Annotated in this window: 14 protein-coding genes; 11 read left to right on the forward strand and 3 right to left on the reverse strand. The window is 72.7% G+C overall.

What is annotated here, in order from left to right:
* Nucleotides 1–96: 96 nt before the first annotated feature.
* Nucleotides 97–870 (forward strand): molybdate ABC transporter substrate-binding protein, encoded by a 774-nt coding sequence (gene modA / locus ACZLMO_RS00465; protein WP_425714313.1) that lies wholly within the window; start codon nucleotides 97–99, stop codon nucleotides 868–870.
* Nucleotides 867–3041: a molybdate ABC transporter permease subunit gene (gene modB / locus ACZLMO_RS00470; RefSeq protein WP_425714314.1), complete on the forward strand. Its 2175-nt coding sequence runs from the start codon at nucleotides 867–869 to the stop codon at nucleotides 3039–3041. Before modA ends, modB begins: the two co-directional genes overlap by 4 nt.
* A gap of 68 nt (nucleotides 3042–3109) precedes the next feature.
* On the opposite strand, the gene ACZLMO_RS00475 is transcribed toward modB, so the two are convergent.
* Nucleotides 3110–3343, reverse strand: a complete 234-nt coding sequence (locus ACZLMO_RS00475; RefSeq protein ID WP_463652568.1) for a hypothetical protein — start codon at nucleotides 3341–3343, stop codon at nucleotides 3110–3112.
* Between the two features lie 242 nt (nucleotides 3344–3585).
* Here ACZLMO_RS00475 and ACZLMO_RS00480 point away from each other — a divergent pair, with 242 nt between their 5' ends.
* Both ACZLMO_RS00480 and ACZLMO_RS00485 read left to right on the forward strand, forming a co-directional pair.
* Nucleotides 3586–4134, forward strand: a complete 549-nt coding sequence (locus ACZLMO_RS00480; RefSeq protein WP_425714316.1) for a nucleotidyltransferase family protein — start codon at nucleotides 3586–3588, stop codon at nucleotides 4132–4134.
* A gap of 57 nt (nucleotides 4135–4191) precedes the next feature.
* Nucleotides 4192–4743 carry a gamma carbonic anhydrase family protein gene (locus ACZLMO_RS00485; RefSeq protein WP_463652737.1) on the forward strand — a complete coding sequence of 184 codons (552 nt, stop codon included), beginning with the start codon at nucleotides 4192–4194 and terminating at the stop codon, nucleotides 4741–4743.
* On the opposite strand, the gene ACZLMO_RS00490 is transcribed toward ACZLMO_RS00485, so the two are convergent.
* Entirely contained in the window at nucleotides 4698–5513 is an 816-nt protein-coding gene (locus tag ACZLMO_RS00490) for an alpha/beta fold hydrolase (RefSeq protein ID WP_463652569.1), read from the reverse strand. The two genes, ACZLMO_RS00485 and ACZLMO_RS00490, sit on opposite strands and share 46 nt — an antisense overlap.
* Nucleotides 5510–6070 (reverse strand): helix-turn-helix transcriptional regulator, encoded by a 561-nt coding sequence (locus ACZLMO_RS00495; RefSeq protein ID WP_463652570.1) that lies wholly within the window; start codon nucleotides 6068–6070, stop codon nucleotides 5510–5512. The genes ACZLMO_RS00490 and ACZLMO_RS00495 overlap by 4 nt, the downstream gene beginning before the upstream one ends.
* A 90-nt stretch (nucleotides 6071–6160) precedes the next feature.
* On the opposite strand from ACZLMO_RS00495, the gene ACZLMO_RS00500 reads away from it, so the two are divergent.
* The 7 genes from ACZLMO_RS00500 to ACZLMO_RS00530 all read left to right on the forward strand — a co-directional run bounded on the left by ACZLMO_RS00500 (nucleotide 6161) and on the right by ACZLMO_RS00530 (nucleotide 15599).
* Nucleotides 6161–8590 carry a xanthine dehydrogenase family protein molybdopterin-binding subunit gene (locus ACZLMO_RS00500; protein ID WP_463652571.1) on the forward strand — a complete coding sequence of 810 codons (2430 nt, stop codon included), beginning with the start codon at nucleotides 6161–6163 and terminating at the stop codon, nucleotides 8588–8590.
* A 22-nt stretch (nucleotides 8591–8612) separates the two neighbouring features.
* Nucleotides 8613–9392, forward strand: coding sequence for an enoyl-CoA hydratase/isomerase family protein (locus tag ACZLMO_RS00505; protein WP_425714323.1), 780 nt, complete (start codon nucleotides 8613–8615; stop codon nucleotides 9390–9392).
* Nucleotide 9393: 1 nt separating this feature from the next.
* Complete coding sequence (locus tag ACZLMO_RS00510; RefSeq protein ID WP_463652572.1) at nucleotides 9394–10296, forward strand: FAD binding domain-containing protein; 903 nt, start codon at nucleotides 9394–9396, stop codon at nucleotides 10294–10296.
* Entirely contained in the window at nucleotides 10293–11552 is a 1260-nt protein-coding gene (locus tag ACZLMO_RS00515) for a 2Fe-2S iron-sulfur cluster-binding protein (protein WP_463652573.1), read from the forward strand. Before ACZLMO_RS00510 ends, ACZLMO_RS00515 begins: the two co-directional genes overlap by 4 nt.
* 3 nt (nucleotides 11553–11555) lie before the next feature.
* The gene (locus ACZLMO_RS00520; RefSeq protein WP_463652574.1) at nucleotides 11556–13124 is read left to right on the forward strand and encodes a class I adenylate-forming enzyme family protein; all 1569 of its coding nucleotides are present in this window, start codon (nucleotides 11556–11558) and stop codon (nucleotides 13122–13124) included.
* Nucleotides 13121–14404: a benzoate/H(+) symporter BenE family transporter gene (locus tag ACZLMO_RS00525; RefSeq protein ID WP_463652575.1), complete on the forward strand. Its 1284-nt coding sequence runs from the start codon at nucleotides 13121–13123 to the stop codon at nucleotides 14402–14404. Before ACZLMO_RS00520 ends, ACZLMO_RS00525 begins: the two co-directional genes overlap by 4 nt.
* Nucleotides 14405–14471: 67 nt before the next feature.
* The gene (locus ACZLMO_RS00530) at nucleotides 14472–15599 is read left to right on the forward strand and encodes an XdhC family protein (protein WP_463652576.1); all 1128 of its coding nucleotides are present in this window, start codon (nucleotides 14472–14474) and stop codon (nucleotides 15597–15599) included.
* Nucleotides 15600–15615: the final 16 nt, after the last annotated feature.

Here is a 15615-nt window from a genome sequence, read left to right on the forward strand (position 1 = left end):
GCGACAAACGCCCCGGACGTACCCCGCATGTGCGGTGCTAATCTGACCGCCGCGCCGATTCCTCGGCGTCTCCCCGGATCGGAACGGATGGTTGTCGTGCGACGCAGCATCGGACGGGTGGCGTACGCCGCCGGCGCGCTCTCGGTCGCCCTCACGCTCACCGCCTGCGGGTCGGGCGACGACGAGGGCGAGTCCGGCTCGGACGGCGCCGGCGGTGGCGACGGCGGCGGGCTGACGATCTACGTCGCCGCCTCCATGGTCGACGTCCTCACGGCCGCGGCCGACGAGTGGACGGAGACGTCGGGTGTCGAGGTCTCCGTCGTCGGCGGCGGCTCGAACGACCTCGTCGACCAGCTCGTCGAGGGCGCGCCCGGTGACCTGCTCGTCACCGCGAACACGCCCACGATGGAGCGGGCGGTCGAGGAGGGTGCGGCCGAGGACCCGACCGACCTCGCCTCGAACACGCTCGTCGCGGCGCTCGCCCCGGACAACCCCGGCGGTATCGAGACGAGCGACGACGCGTGGGGCTCCGACCGGCTCGTGGTGTGCGCCCCCGAGGTGCCCTGCGGGACCGCGACCGAGTCGCTCGCCGAGCTCAGCGGCGCGGAGTACGACCCGGTCTCCCTCGAGCCCAACGTCACCGACACGGTCGGCAAGGTCGAGACGGGCGAGGCCGACGTCGGCATCGTCTACCAGACCGACGTCGGCGACCTCGAGTTCGTCGAGCTCGACCAGGCCGACGAGGTCGTCAACGTCTCGCAGGTCGCGCTCACCGCGGACGCGGGCGAGGACGCGCAGAGCCTGCTCGACCACTTCCTGTCCGAGGACGTGCGCTCGAGCCTCGACGAGGAGGGTTTCGGCCGCCCGTGACCCGCACCAGCTCCCCCCGCCCGGCCGCGGCCCCACCGTCCGCCGCGGTCGGTGGGGCGGGCCGGCACCCGGCGGTCGTCGCCGTCGGGCTCCTCGGTCTCGCCTGCCTGGTCGTCCCCCTGCTGGGGCTCGTCTCCCGGGTGGACTGGGCCGGCCTGCCGGAGACCCTCCGGCGTCCCGACCTGCTCGAGGCCCTGTGGCTCTCGCTGCGCACCTCGGCCACGGCGGCCGTGGTGACGATGCTCCTCGGCGTGCCGCTCGCGCTGTGGCTGTCCGGGCAGGCGCGACTCGCCCCGGTGGCGCGGCTCCTCGTCCTCCTGCCGCTCACGCTGCCGCCCGTGGTGGCCGGCCTCGCCCTCGTGGCGACCATCGGGCGCAACTCGCCGGTGGGCGCGGTGCTCGGCGCGATCGGCCTCGACATCGGCTTCACGACCACCGCCGTCGTCCTCGCGCAGGTCTTCGTCGCGCTGCCCTACGTGGTGGTGACGGTCGAGTCGGCCCTCCGCGTGCTCGACCCGGCGCCGGCCGACGCCGCGCGCGCCCTCGGTGCGGGGCGCTGGACGGTGCTGGTGCGGATCATCCTTCCCGCGGTCGCACCCGCAATCGTCACCGGCGCGGCGCTCGCCGCCGCCCGGGCCCTCGGAGAGTTCGGCGCGACCCTCACGTTCGCCGGCTCCCTGCCCGGCGAGACGCAGACGATGCCGACGGCGATCTACCTCTCCCGCGTCTCCGACCCCGAGGGCGCGTATGCCTTGGCGCTCGTCCTCATCCTCACAGCGATCGTGCTCATCGGCTCCGGCATGTGGCTCGCGGGCCGGCTCGCCGCCGGCGGTTCGCGTCGGGGCGTCGAGGACGATCCCGAGCCCGACGACGACGATCGGGTGCCGCTGCCGACCGCCCGTCCCTCCGACGCCGACGACGCGGTGGGAAGCCCGCGCGTCGACTCTCCTTCTGCCGAGAGTGCGGGTGGGAGCTCGCGTGCCGAGCCTTCTTCTGCCGAGAGTGCGGCTAAGGGCGCCGGTGCAGGGACCGATCCGGGACCGGTCGGGCTCGACGTCCGCGTCGCCCACCCCGTCCGGGACGTCGACGTCGAGGTGACCGTCCCGGCCGGCTCCGTCGTCGCGGTGGTCGGGCCCAACGGCGCGGGGAAATCGACCTTCGTGTCCGCCCTCGCCGGACTGCTGCCCGACGCCGAGACCGACGTGCGCGCCGGCGTCGGCTCGAATCCCGCGTACGGCACCGACGAGGCTGACGGCACACCCGCCACGAACGGCCCCGCCGGTGCGATCGCGCCGAGGACGGCCCTGCTCAGCCAGAACCCCGGGCTCCTGGTCAGTCAGAGGGCGGTCGACGCCGTCGCGCTCGGGCCGCGCATCCGCGGCGCGCGCACCCAGCCCGCCCGGGAGCAGGCGCGGGCGGCGCTGCGCCGTGTCGGTGCCGCGCACCTGGCGGACCGCCGCGTCGGCACGCTGAGCGGTGGGCAGCGCGCCCGGGTGGCGCTCGCGCGGGCGCTGTCGGTCGATCCCGACGTGCTCCTGCTCGACGAGCCGTTCGCTGCCCTCGACGTGGGGGCGGCCGCCGAGGTCCGGGCGGTGGTCCGTGACGTCATGCGCGGTCGCACCGGCATCCTCGTCACCCACAACCTGCTCGACGTGGCCACGCTCGCGGACCATGTCGTCGTGCTCACCGACGGCCGCGTCGCCGAGTCCGCGCCCGTGGCGGAGTTCCTCGCGGCGCCGCGCTCGGGCTTCGGGCGCCGCCTCACCGGGGTGACCTCGCTCGTCGGCGAGCGGACGGCCGGCGGTGGGGTTGCGGTCGCCGGGGTCGAGCTCATCGGCGTCGGGACGGCCTCCGACGGGGCGGGCGGAGGTACGGCTGCGCGCTCCGGGTCGGACGGCGACGCGCCCGCCGGGGGTCGATGCCTCGTGCACGTGCGAGCCGCGGACGCCCGGGCGAGCCTGGACGACGGCCCCGGCGTGCTGAGAGCCCGCCCGGTCGCGGTGACGGCCTCGATCGGCGCGATCCGCCTCGAGGTCGAGCTCGACGACGGTCAGACGCTCGACGTCGACGTCCCGCCCGGCTGGCCGGGGCTCGACTCGGACGTCGTCCAGGTCAGCGTCGAACGGTTCGTCACGAGCGACGACGACGGAACTGTCTGGGCGGACCGCTGACGGCCGGGACGCAGAAAGCGGGTGGTGCCTGCGATGCGCCGCGCCGGAGACGCGCGGTGCCGGCGTCGTCAGTGGGTGGCGCGGGACTCCCACCAGTCGGCCGTGTACCGCAGGCCCCCGTACGGCGGTGGGGTCGTGATCGCGGCAGTGCGGAACGACGACTCGACGTCGTCGACCAGCTCGCTGGGCGGGAGCATCCAGGCGGCGTCGGGCGAGAGTGCCGAGGGTGCGCCCTGGAGGTCGTCCCCGGGCACGGTCGCGTGCGGCCTCGTGGGGCTGGTAGTCGCGTCGTTGCTGACCATCGGGGGTCTCCCTCCAGGTTCGTCGGTGTACCCGGGACCTACCGTCCCTGGTAGATGCGTGACCGTAGTTCATCACGAGGACGCGCGATGACGGGGGACGACACGTGGACAGTTCTCTCCGGGTGGCCCGAGCGGCGCGCCTGTGGACCCACGTGCGTGTGTCGCGAGCGGCGGTCGGTGGTGCGAGTCGCGACGGGTGGTGCGGACTTGGCGCGGGGCTGCGACCGGGGGAGGCTGACCGCATGGTGACGAGCAGGGCGCACGACCCGGGTCCGACGGTCGGCATGCTGCTCGCCGCCGGTGCGGGGCGGCGCTACGGCATGCCGAAGATCCTCGTGCCGGGCTGGCTCGCGCACGGCGTCGACGCGCTCCGCGTCGGCGGGTGCGACGAGGTCCTCGTCGTCACCGGTGCGGCCAGGCCCGAGCTGCCGGACGGCGCGGCCAAGGTGCACTGCCCCGGGTGGGAGCGGGGGATCGGCGCCTCGCTGCGCGCCGGTCTCGACGCGGTGCCGGCGGGGACCCGGCGCATGGCGATCCACCTCGTCGACTACCCGGACATCGGGCCCGACGTCGTGGCGCGGGTCCTCGCCGCCGCCGACGACGACCTCGTCCGGGCCTCGTTCGCCGGGCGGGCCCGGCACCCGGTCGTGGTCCCGGCCGCGCACCTTGGCCCCCTGCTGGCGGAACTGACCGACGACGACGGCGCAGCCCCCTACCTGCGCACCCAGGAGGTCCGGCTGGTCGAGTGCGGCGACCTGGCCGGGGGTGAGGACGTCGACACCCCGCGGTGACGATGGGGGAGGACGCGATGATTGGATGGCACGACCGTCGACGTCGAGGAGAACCCGATGCCCGAGAACACCGCCCGCTCCGCGCAGGTCCTGTCGCTGCCCGACGGCGCCGCGCCCGAGATCGCGCCCGACGCGTTCGTCGCCCCCGGCTCGACCCTGGTCGGCCGCGTTCGCGCCGGCGAGCGATCGAGCGTCTGGTACGGCGCCGTGCTGCGGGCGGACCTCGACGGCCAGGAGATCGTCCTCGGTGCGCGGAGCAACATCCAGGACAACGTGAGCGTCCACGTCGAGGTCGGGCACTCCACCCGCATCGGCGAGGGCGTGTCCGTCGGGCACAACGCCGTGGTCCACGCCGCCGAGATCGAGGACGACGTGCTCATCGGCATGGGCGCGGTCGTGCTCACGGGCGCCCGGATCGGGGCCGGCAGTCTCATCGCCGCGGGGGCGGTCGTCCTCGAGGGCACGGAGATCCCGCCGCGCTCGCTCGTCGCGGGGGTCCCGGGCAAGGTGCGCCGACAGACCACCGACGACGAGGTCGAGGCGATCCGTCGGAACGCCGAGACCTATCTCGAGCTGTCGGAGACCCACTCGGCCGCGGGTGAGGCCTGAGCGTCCGCGTCTCCCGCCGCCCGCCCGGCCGCGGCGTCGGCCCGCAGCCAGAAGTCCTCGACGAGAGCGCTGAACGGCTCGCCGACCAGCGGCACCATGTGGTTCCGCCCGGGCAGCACCGCACGTTCGGCCCCCGTGCCGGCAGCGAGCGTGTCGGCCACCGCCTCGAACCCGGCATGGTGCCCGCCGGAGACGACGAGTACGGGGAACGGTGCCGCACGGAGGGCGGCGAGCTCGGGCCGCGCCTCCCAGGGGCCGCGGGAGCCCATGACGGCGCGGACGCCGTCCTCGAGCGCGGCGGGAAGCGGTGGCCGTGGCCACGGGCGCTCGCCGATCGTGCGGGAGAAGCGGTCCCAGAACTCGAAGGGGTCCTCGACCTGTTCCGCCCACAGCGCCATGAGGCGCTCGCGGGTCTCCACCACCGCAGGGGCATCGGAGACGCCGAAGGCGGGCGGCTCGACCAGGGTGAGCGACCGGACGGCGTGCGGGGCGAGGGCGGCGACGTACATTGCTGAGACGCCCCCGTTCGAGTGCCCCACGAGGTGCGCGTCGCCGTCGAGGAGCTGTGCGTGCCCGGGCGCCTCCGCCTCGAAGTCGACCTGTACGCGCGGGCTGCGGCCGTAGCCGGGGCGGTCCGGCGTCACGAGCGTCCACCGCTTCGCAAGCCCCCGCTGCATGCGCCACCCCGACGCACCCGTGGCGGCGTCGCAGTGCAGGAGCACCGCGCGCGGGCCGCTCCCCGTCTCCGGCGCGTGGACGCCGCCGCTCATGCCCCCTGCCGCCGCTCGACCTGCGCGCCGAGCTCGTCGGCGAGCTCCGTCCAGAACTCCAGGGCCGCACGCTCGATGCGCTGCCCGAGCCGCAGGGAGCGCAGTCGCGGGGCGAGTCGCGGATCGCCCTCGTACCGGGCAGCCATGTCGTCGTAGACACCGAGGCGCTCGGAGTGCTGCTGGATCTGCTCCTCGGCGAGCCGCAGCGTGTCGTCGTCCGTGGCGAGCTCGCCGAGGAAGAGCTTGAGCTCGGCGACGTCGCGGATCTGCATCGGGTCCGTCGCGGGCTCGGCGAGCCAGCGCCTGAGCTCGGAGCGTCCGGCCGGGGAGAGGGAGAAGGTCTGGCGGCGCCGCCCCGCGGACTCGGCCTCGACCTCGAGGAGGCCGGCCTCCACGAGCCGGCGGGGCTCGGAGTAGAGCTGGGCGTGGGGGAAGGGCCAGAAGTAGCCGACCGACCTGCCGACGGCCCGCTTGAGGTCGTACGAGGTGGACGGACCGCGCAGCCCGATGAGTCCGAGGACGACGTAGGACGTCGTCGAGAGCCGCACCTTTGACATGCCGTCGACCGTACTCTAGGTTCATCCTCCGGGACGGACCATATGGAACAGATGGTGGAAGGCGACGACGCCTCCACGGACGGAGGACGCATGACCGGGGACGAGCCGGGACGGGAGAAGTTCGTGGGGCAGGGCCTCGCGCGCCTCGAGGACCCCGCGCTGCTCACGGGTCGCGGGCGATTCCTCGACGACCTCGACCCGCTGCCCGGCACGCTTGTCGCCGCCGTGGTGCGCAGTCCGCACCCGCACGCCTACATCCGGTCGGTCGACCTCGAGCGGGCGCGCGCGTACCCCGGCGTCGCTGCCGTCATCGGTCCCGACGAGGTGCTCGAGACGCTCAAGCCGTTCCCGCTCTCGCTGCGGGCCCCCATGCCGTACTACCCCACGGGCACGGACAAGGTGCGGTTCGTCGGTGAGCCGGTCGCGGTCGTCGTCGCGACCGACCGGTACACCGCGGAGGACGCCGCCGAGCTCGTCCGGGTCGACTACGAGCTGCTTCCCGCAGTAGTCGACACCGCGAAGGCGCTCGAGCCCGACGCGCCGCTGCTGCACGACACGGCGGACAGCAACGTGGCCAGCGATCGCACCTTCACGTTCGGCGAGATCGACGACGCGTTCGCCGCCGCCGACCGCGTGGTCACCGGCGAGTACAGCTTCCCGCGGTACTCGTCGACCCCGATGGAGTGCTACTCGGTGGTCGCCGAGTGGCGCGACGAGGCCGACGGTCCGCACGTGACCGCGTACTCCAACTTCCACGGCCCGTTCTCCATGGTCCCGGTCCTGTCCGGCGCGCTCGGGATCGGGCCCGCCCAGCTCCGGCTGATCGTGCCCGAGGACAACGGGGGGAGCTTCGGCATCAAGGCCGGCATCTACCCGTACATCGCGCTCATGGCGCTCGCGAGCCGGCACGCGGGGCGCCCCGTGCGCTGGACCGAGGACCGCAACGAGCACCTGCTCGCGAGCTCGGCCGGCTCGGACCGGCTCATGCGCTTCTCCGCCGCCATCGACGCCGACGGGATGGTCCAGGCGCTCGATGTCGACTTCACCGAGAACGTCGGCGCCTACCTCCGACCCCCGGAACCCGCGACCCTCTACCGCTGCTTCGGCAACATCACCGGGGCCTACCGGATCGACGCCGTCCGGCTGCGGTCCCGCGCCGTCGTCACGAACAAGACGCCCACCGGGCTCAACCGGGGCTTCGGCGGACAGCAGCTCTACTTCGGGCTCGAGCGCGTGATGGACAAGATCGCGCGCACGATCGGCACCGATCCGGTCGAGCTGCGCCGCCGCAACCTCGTGCGCACCGGCTCGTTCCCGTACGCCACGCCGACGGGCGGCATCTACGACTCCGGGGACTACGAGAGAGCCGTCGAGATGCTGCTCGAGTCGACGGGCTACGCGCAGCTGCGCGCCGAGCAGGCCGAGGCGCGCGCCCGGGGTGAGCTCGTCGGCAGCGGGGTCGCTCTCGTCGTCGAGCCCTCCGCGACGAACATCGGCTACGTCGGTCTTGCCACGCCGGCGGAGGACCGCCCGCCGGGGCGGGACAAGTCCGGGTCGACCGAGCACGTCCGCGTCACGGTCGACCCGTTCGGGGTGGTCTCGGTCCTCCTCGGCACCGTCCCGCAGGGTCAGGGGCACGCGACCGTCGCCCGTCAGGTCGTCGCCGACCAGCTCGGCCTGCCGCTCGAGCAGGTGGTCCCCAAGGTCGACATGGACACCGACAGCACCCCGTGGACAGTGACCTCGGGCAGCTACTCCTCGCGGTTCTCGCCGCTGCTGACCTCCGCGATCGTCGAGGCGACCGATCGGATCTCGGCCTCGATCAAGGTGGCCGCGAGCGTCCTCCTCCAGGCCGAGCCGCACGAGCTCGAGCTCGCCGACGGCCTCGTCCGCGTGGCTGCCGAGCCCGACCGGTCGGTGAAGTTCCGCCACGCGGCGGGGGTCGTGCACTGGGACCCGGGCTCGCTGCCGGATGGCGTGGACGCGTCCCTCTACGCCGAGGCGGCCTTCACCCCGCCCGAGGCGAAGGCCCCCTCGCGCACGGACCAGGTCAACTCCTCGCTGTGCTACGGATTCGTGGCCGAGCTCGTCCAGGTCCGGATCGACCCGGAGACCTACGAGATCTCCATCGAGAAGGTGACCGGCGTGCACGACGCGGGGACCGTGCTCAACCCCCTCCTCATCGAGGGCCAGGTGCACGGCGCGATCGTCCACGGGCTCGGTGGCGCGCTCTACGAGGAGATGGCCTACACCGAGTCCGGCCAGCCGACCTCGACGTTCATGGACTACCTCGTGCCGACGTCGGCCGAGGCGATGTTCCCCCTCGTGGGGAACCGGATCGTCACGCCGTCCCCGGTGACCCGCCTCGGCGCGAAGGGCTCCGGCGAGGGGAGCTCGATGAGCTTCCCCGTCGCGGTCGCCAACGCCGTCGAGGACGCGCTGTCCGAGCACGACGTCGAGATCTCGCGCCTCCCGCTCCACGGCAACGTCATCCACGACCTGCTGACCACCTCCCGCTGACCCACGAAGGAAGAGAGCCGACATGCCCCTGACCGGTGGAGACATCCGACTCGAGCGCAGCCACGACGGCCGCGTCGCCAACCTCACGCTCGACCACGGGCGCTTCAACATCGTGACGATGGAGACCCGCGCGCTCATGGCGGAGCGGTTCGCCGAGATCGACGCCGACAAGAACATCGGCGTCGTCGTCATCCGGGGCGAGGGCGAGCACTTCACCTCGGGTGGTGACATCGCCGGCTTCATGGAGGTCGAGCCGTTCGACCTCACCGACCTCGGCCAGGACATCACCGCGCCGGCGCGCTCGCCCAAGCCCGTCATCACCGCGGTGGACGGCTACTGCTTCGGCGTCGGCTTCGAGCTCGCCCTGTCGACCGACATCCGCCTCGCGACCGCTCGTTCGGAGTTCGCGCTGCCCGAGATGCGGCTCGGGATGATGCCGGGCAGCGGCGGGACGCAGCGGCTCGCCCGCCTCATCGGGCTCTCGCGGGCCAAGTACCACGTGCTCACGGCCGAGCGGATCAAGGCGCAGCAGGGTCTCGACTGGGGCCTGCTCGCGTCGGTGTCCGAGGACCGGGACGGGCTCGAGGCCGAGGTCGAGCGCATCGTGTCGACGCTGCTGGGCTACTCGCCGGTCGCCCTGCGCACCGCCAAGGAGGTCCTCGACCGCGGGATCGACGGCCCACTGGCCACCGGTGTCGAGCTCGAGCGCAAGTCGTACTCGATGCTGCGCGCGACCCACGACTTCGCCGAGGGCGTCGCCGCGTTCACCGAGAAGCGCTCGCCGGTCTTCGAGGGCCGCTGACATGAAGGCCGCCCCCTTCGCCTACGTCCGTCCGACCCGGCTGGCGGACGTCGTCGCCGAGCTCGTCGCAGCGGACGAGCAGGGCGGCGGCAAGGTCATCGCCGGTGGACAGTCGCTCGTCCCCGTCCTCGCGATGCGGCTCGGCCGGCCGGGGACCCTCGTCGACATCACCCAGGTCCCCGAGCTCGGTCAGGTCGGTGTGTCCGACGGCGTCCTGCGGATCGGGGCGGCCGTCCGCCAGCGGCGCATCGAGCGTGAGTACCGAGGCACCGTTCCGCTGCTCAGCCAGGCGCTGCCGTGGATCGGCCACCGGGAGATCCGCAGCCGGGGCACGGTGTGCGGCTCGCTCGCACACGCCGACCCCTCGTCGGAGCTCCCGGCGGTCGCGCTGTGCCTCGGGGCCACGCTCGACGTCGCAGGGCCGGACGGCCGGCGTCAGGTCGCGGCAGACGACTTCTTCGTCGGCGCGATGACGACGGCGCTGGGGCCGACCGACGTCGTGACCTCGGTGCGGATGCCCCTGCCGGGGCGGGGCGAAGGGTTCGGGTTCTCCGAGGTCGCGCGCCGGCACGGCGACTTCGCCCTCGCGGGCGTCGGTGTCCGGGTGCGGACCCGCGACGGCGAGATCCGCGACGCCCACGTCACGAGCTTCGGTGTCTCCGACCGCCCGCAGCGCCGGGACCTCGGCCCCGCGCTGGCCGAGGCCATCACGCGTTCCGACGGCTCGGCCACCGACCTGGCGTCCCGGCTGACCGAGGCGACCGACGCCATGGCCGCCGACGTCGTGACGACCGGGGGCGACTCGAGCGGGTCGCCCGCCTACCGGCGTCGGCTCGTCCGCACGCTCGCCGCCCGCGAGCTGGCCCGCGCGTACACCTCGACCCTCCGGAGCGTCGCCGCATGAACCCCCCACGCCCGTTGTCCGCCACGCTCGACCGCCTCACCGGCCGCTCCGGGCGACAGGAGGAAGCTGCGTCCGAGACCCTCAGGGTCGAGGCGGGGGAGACCCTGCGGGTCTCCTTCACCGTCAACGGCCGCCCCGCCACCGTCGACGTCGCGCCCCGCGTCACGCTCTCGGACGCGCTGCGCGACCACCTCGGCCTCACGGGCACGCACATCGGCTGCGAGCACGGGGTGTGCGGGATGTGCACCGTCGTGGTCGACGGCGACGCCGCGCGGGCCTGCCTCCTCCTGGCCTGCCAGCTCGAGGGCGCCGAGATCATGACGGTCGAGGGCCTCGGCAAGCCGGACGACCTCCACCCGCTCCAGGAGTCCTTCGGCAAGCACCACGCGCTCCAGTGCGGGTTCTGCACGCCCGGCCAGCTGATGAGCGCCTACGACCTGCTCGACCACGAGCCCGGGATCGACCGCGAGGAGCTGCCGGAGAAGATGTCCGGCGTCCTGTGCCGCTGCACGGGGTATCGCAACATCATGGACGCGGTCGCCGAGGTCGCCGAGGAGCATCCGGACGGCGTCCCGGCGCCCCGCAACTGCGCCTCGGCCGCGCTCCTCCCGCGCGACAACGTGGGCGGGCGTGCGTCCGCCGCCGCGGAGCACGCGGAGGACGAGGACACCGGTCCCGTCGAGATCCGTATGCCGCAGACCGAGCCGACCGTGGCGATCGAGGTCGACGAGCAGGTCCGGGCCACCCCGGACGAGCTGTGGGCCGTCATGGCGGACACCGATCGGCTCGCCCGCTGCCTGCCGGGCGCCGAGCTCGTCGCCGACCTCGGGGACGACCGCTACAAGGGCCGCATCCGTGTGGCGCTCGGCCCGGTCAAGCTCGCCTTCGTCGGGGACATCCACGTGGCCGAGCGGGACGAGACCGACCGACGGATCGTCGCGCTCGCCCAGGCCGAGGACGCGGGCGGCGGGAACGTGCAGGCCGAGGTCCTCCTCTCCGTCTCGCCGGACGGTGAGGGCAGCGCCGTCCATGCCGAGGCCGACCTTCACATGACAGGACGGATCGCCCAGTTCGGGCGGTCCCTCGCGGGGGACGTGAGTCGAGAGATGTTCGGGCAGTTCACACGCGCGCTGGACGCCACCGCGCGCGGCGAGGAGCCCGTCACCACCGCACCGCCGAGCGCGATCGCCATGGTCACGCAGCTCACCGCCGCGCGCCTGCGCGGCGTCGTCAACCGCATCACGAGGAGGAACTGATCGATGGAGATCGGACGCACGCTCGCCTGGACCGCGGAGCGGTTCCCCGACCGGCTCGGATTCGCGGGGTCGAGGCGCATGACGTATCGCGAGTGGGACGAGCGCACGAATCAGATCGCCAACGCCGTGCTGGCGCTCGGCGTGCAGCCGGGCGACCGGGTGGCGATGTTCCTGTCGAACTCGGAGGTCATGGCCTCGACCCACCTCGCCCTGCAGAAGCTCGGGGTGCTCTCGACCCCGTTCAACATCCGGCTCTCCGGGCCTGAGCTCGCCTACTGCCTCGATGACGCCGAGCCCAAGGTGGTCGTCGTCGACGACCTTGCCCGGGCCGTCGCCGAGGAGGCCCTCGGGATGGCGACCGTCGCCCCGGTGCTCCTGCACGCCGGCTCGGAGCCTCTCGCCGGCGCGCAGGACTTCGAGACCGCGGTCGCCGAGGCGGGTACCGAGGCCCCGGACATCGTCGTCACCGAGGACGACCCGGCCGTCATGCTCTACACGTCCGGGACCACGGCGAAGCCCAAGGGTGTGCCGCGCACCCAGCGCAACGAGTTCGCCGCCTCGGCAGCGCACGTCATGCAGTGCAGCTACCAGTATGGCGAGTCCACGCTCGGCGCCATGCCGATGTACCACACGATGGGCCTGCGCTCGCTGCAGTCGATGCTCATCGTCGGCGGCACGTTCGTCGAGATGCCTGTCTACAACGCCCCGAAGGCTGTCGAGCTCATCGAGGCCGAGGAGATCTCGGCCCTCTACCTCGTGCCGACCGCCTTCTGGGCCCTCGCGCAGACCGGGCAGCTCGACCGGGTCGGGCGGTCCGTGCGCAAGTTGGCCTTCGCAGGTGCGGCGATGACGTCGACCCTGTGCGAGCAGCTCGAGAAGGCCATCGAGCCCGAGGTCTTCGTCAACCACTACGGCTCCAGCGAGGTCTACACCTTCGCCATCGAGGAGAACGCCGCCCGCAAGCCCGGCAGCGCCGGCCGTCCCGGGCTCTACTCCCGCCTCCGTGTGGTCGACCCCGGCTCGACGGACGTCCACGAGCAGCTGCCCGTCGACGTCGTCGGAGAGATCGTCGCCTCACTCGACTCCGACGAGGCGTTCCAGGGCTACTGGAAGCGACCCGACGCGGACGCGAAGTCGATCCGCGGTCGGTGGTACCACACGGGCGACCTCGGGCACATCGACGCCGACGGCGACCTCTGGGTCGACGGGCGGGTCGACGACATGATCATCACGGGCGGGGAGAACGTCCACCCCATCGAGGTCGAGGACGTCCTCTCACGCCACCCCGGCGTGTCCGAGGTCGCCGTCGTCGGTCTCAAGGACGAGAAGTGGGGCCAGGCCGTCACCGCGTTCGTCGTTCCCAGCGACGACGGGGTCGACCCGACCGCCTTCGCGGCCGAGCTTCAGGAGTGGAGCCGGAACGAGGCTCCCCTCTCGCAGTACAAGAGGCCCAAGAAGGTCCTCGTCATCTCCGCCATCCCCAAGAGCCCGGTCGGGAAGATCCTGCGCCGCAAGCTCCTGGCCGGCGACTACCAGCTGCGTATCGAGACGAAGGAGTCCAGCGCATCATGACGATCCACGAGCAGGAGCACGATCAGGAACCCACACCCACCGTCGTCGAGCGAACTCTCGTCGAAGGTGGGCCCGGCTTCGCGTCCGGTCTGCGTGACCTGCCCAAGCACCTCAACATCTCGACCATCGGCGCCGCGTTCGTCGCCGCCATCTTCGGGTGCACCGGTCCGGCACTCATCGTCATCAACGGCGGGCAGGCCAACGGCCTGACGGATGTCCAGATCTCGTCGTGGATCTTCGGAATCTACGTCTTCGGCGGGCTCATCTCGTTCGTCATGGCGCTGTACTACAAGCTGCCGATCGTCGGGGCGTACAGCATCCCGGGAGCTGTCCTCGTCGTCGCAGCGCTGGCCGACTACACGTTCGGGGAGATGGTCGGAGCGTTCATCGCGGCCGGCGTCATCGTCCTCGTCATCGGTCTGACCGGCCTCGTGCGGAAGGTCGCCACCTGGCTCCCCTTCCCGATCGTCATGGCGATGATCGCCGGGGCGCTCATCAGGTTCGGCACCGGGGTCGTCGACGCCGCCCAGGCTCTCCCCGTCGTGGTCGGTTCCGCGATCGTCGGGTACCTGCTGCTCTCGCGGTTCATCAAGAAGGTCCCGGGCGTCGTCGGTGCGCTCGTCTTCGGCGCGGTCGCCGCGGCGATCACCGGATCGTTCACGCCGCTGCCGGGCGGGCTCGTGCTCACCGCCCCCGAGCTCGTCATGCCGTCCTTCAGCCTCGGCGCGATCCTCGCCGTCGGCGTCCCGCTCGCCCTGCTCGTCATCGGCGCCGAGAACGCGCAGGCGATGGGTGTGCTCATGGTCGAGCGGTACCGGCCGCCGTTCAACTCGATGACGATCATCAGCGGAGTGGGCGGCATCCTCGCGCCCCTCTTCGGCGGGCACAACGCGAACATCGCGGGGCCCATGACCGCGATCTGTTCCTCGGAGCAGGCGGGGGAGGACAAGGACGGTCGCTACGCCGCCGCCGTCATCAACGGCATCCTCTTCGTCCTGTTCGGTGTGCTTGCCAGCGTGGCCGTCGGGGCGGTCAGCACGTTGCCGCCCGAGCTCACCGCGGCGCTCGCCGGACTGGCCATGATCGGCGTGCTGCTCCAGGCGTTCCAGTCGAGCTTCCGGGACAAGCGCTTCCAGATCGGAGCGCTCGTCGCACTCGTCGTCGCCATGAGCGGACTGACCCTGTTCCACATCTCGGCGCCCTTCTGGTCGCTCGTCATCGGGGTCGTCACCTCGCTCGTCCTCGAGCCGAAGGACTTCATGCGCCGCGAGGAGGCCTGATCTCACGGGCGTGCGGCGGCAGTTCCCTGCCGCCGCACGCCCGAACCAATCGTTGAAGGAGAACTCGATGAAGGACATCCTCGACGCGGTCCGCGGCTGGGACGAGCCGTACGCGGTCGCCACCGTCATCGACACGTGGCGGTCGTCGCCGCGACAGGCGGGCGCATCGATGGCGGTGCACGCGGACGGTCGCGTCGTCGGCAGCGTGTCCGGCGGCTGCGTCGAGGGCGACCTCTACCTGCGCTGCCAGGAGGCGCTCGAGACCGGAGTCGCCGAGGTGGTCCGGTACGGGGTGAGCGACGACGAGGCGTTCGCCGTCGGGCTCACGTGCGGGGGCGAGCTCGAGGTCCTCGTGCGCCGGGTGGACCCGTCCGACGGTGTCGTTGCCCGTCTTGCCGAGGCGGTCGAGGCGCGGACACCCGCCGTCGTCGCCACCGTGGTCGACGGCCAGCGGCCGGGGACCATGATGCTCATGGTCGACGGTGAGCGGCATGGGTCGACGGGGAACTACTTCCTCGACCGGGCGATCGTCAGCGACGCGCTCGGTCTCCTGCAGAACGGTGCCACCCGCACGATCCACCTGGGCCGGGACGGCGAGGGGCGCAAGGGTGACGTCACGGTGTTCGTCGAGTCCTACGCACCACCGCCCCGGATGATCGTCTTCGGCGCGATCGACTTCGCCGGCGCGCTCGCCCGCCTCGGGAGGTTCCTCGGCTACCGCGTGACCGTGTGCGACGCCCGACCGGTGTTCGCCACCCGTGCGCGGTTCCCCGAGGCCGACGAGGTCGTCTGCGCCTGGCCGCACGACTACCTGGCCTCGGCCACGGACCTCGACGAGCGCACGGTGCTCTGCGTCCTCACGCACGACCCGAAGTTTGACGTCCCCGTCCTGCTGGAGGCGCTCGGGACCGACGCCGCCTACATCGGGGTCATGGGAAGCCGGCGTACCCACGAGGACCGCAACGCCCGGCTGCGCGAGCACGGCGTGACCGAGGGCCAGCTCGCCAGGCTGCGGTCGCCGATCGGGCTCGACCTCGGCGCGCGCACGCCCGAGGAGACCGCGGTCTCGATCGGCGCGGAGATCGTCGCCGCACGGTGGGGCGGCAGCGGCCTGCCGCTCGGCGAGCTGAGCACGCCGATCCACGGTCCGGCCGAGGTGCCGGTGCGCAGCAAGCTGCGGGTCGCGGCGTCCTGACGGGAGTCGCCCGAGC

This window comes from Georgenia sp. G2120 (assembly GCF_055326485.1).

Coding starts and splice junctions, on each gene's coding strand:
- ACZLMO_RS00480 (WP_425714316.1), top strand. CDS start 3,586: ATGGTGACGAGCAGGGCGCACGACCCGGGTCCGACGGTCGGCATGCTG.
- ACZLMO_RS00475 (WP_463652568.1), bottom strand. CDS start 3,343: ATGGTCAGCAACGACGCGACTACCAGCCCCACGAGGCCGCACGCGACC.
- ACZLMO_RS00490 (WP_463652569.1), bottom strand. CDS start 5,513: ATGAGCGGCGGCGTCCACGCGCCGGAGACGGGGAGCGGCCCGCGCGCG.
- ACZLMO_RS00500 (WP_463652571.1), top strand. CDS start 6,161: ATGACCGGGGACGAGCCGGGACGGGAGAAGTTCGTGGGGCAGGGCCTC.
- ACZLMO_RS00495 (WP_463652570.1), bottom strand. CDS start 6,070: ATGTCAAAGGTGCGGCTCTCGACGACGTCCTACGTCGTCCTCGGACTC.
- ACZLMO_RS00515 (WP_463652573.1), top strand. CDS start 10,293: ATGAACCCCCCACGCCCGTTGTCCGCCACGCTCGACCGCCTCACCGGC.
- ACZLMO_RS00530 (WP_463652576.1), top strand. CDS start 14,472: ATGAAGGACATCCTCGACGCGGTCCGCGGCTGGGACGAGCCGTACGCG.
- ACZLMO_RS00485 (WP_463652737.1), top strand. CDS start 4,192: ATGCCCGAGAACACCGCCCGCTCCGCGCAGGTCCTGTCGCTGCCCGAC.
- ACZLMO_RS00505 (WP_425714323.1), top strand. CDS start 8,613: ATGCCCCTGACCGGTGGAGACATCCGACTCGAGCGCAGCCACGACGGC.
- ACZLMO_RS00520 (WP_463652574.1), top strand. CDS start 11,556: ATGGAGATCGGACGCACGCTCGCCTGGACCGCGGAGCGGTTCCCCGAC.
- ACZLMO_RS00510 (WP_463652572.1), top strand. CDS start 9,394: ATGAAGGCCGCCCCCTTCGCCTACGTCCGTCCGACCCGGCTGGCGGAC.
- ACZLMO_RS00525 (WP_463652575.1), top strand. CDS start 13,121: ATGACGATCCACGAGCAGGAGCACGATCAGGAACCCACACCCACCGTC.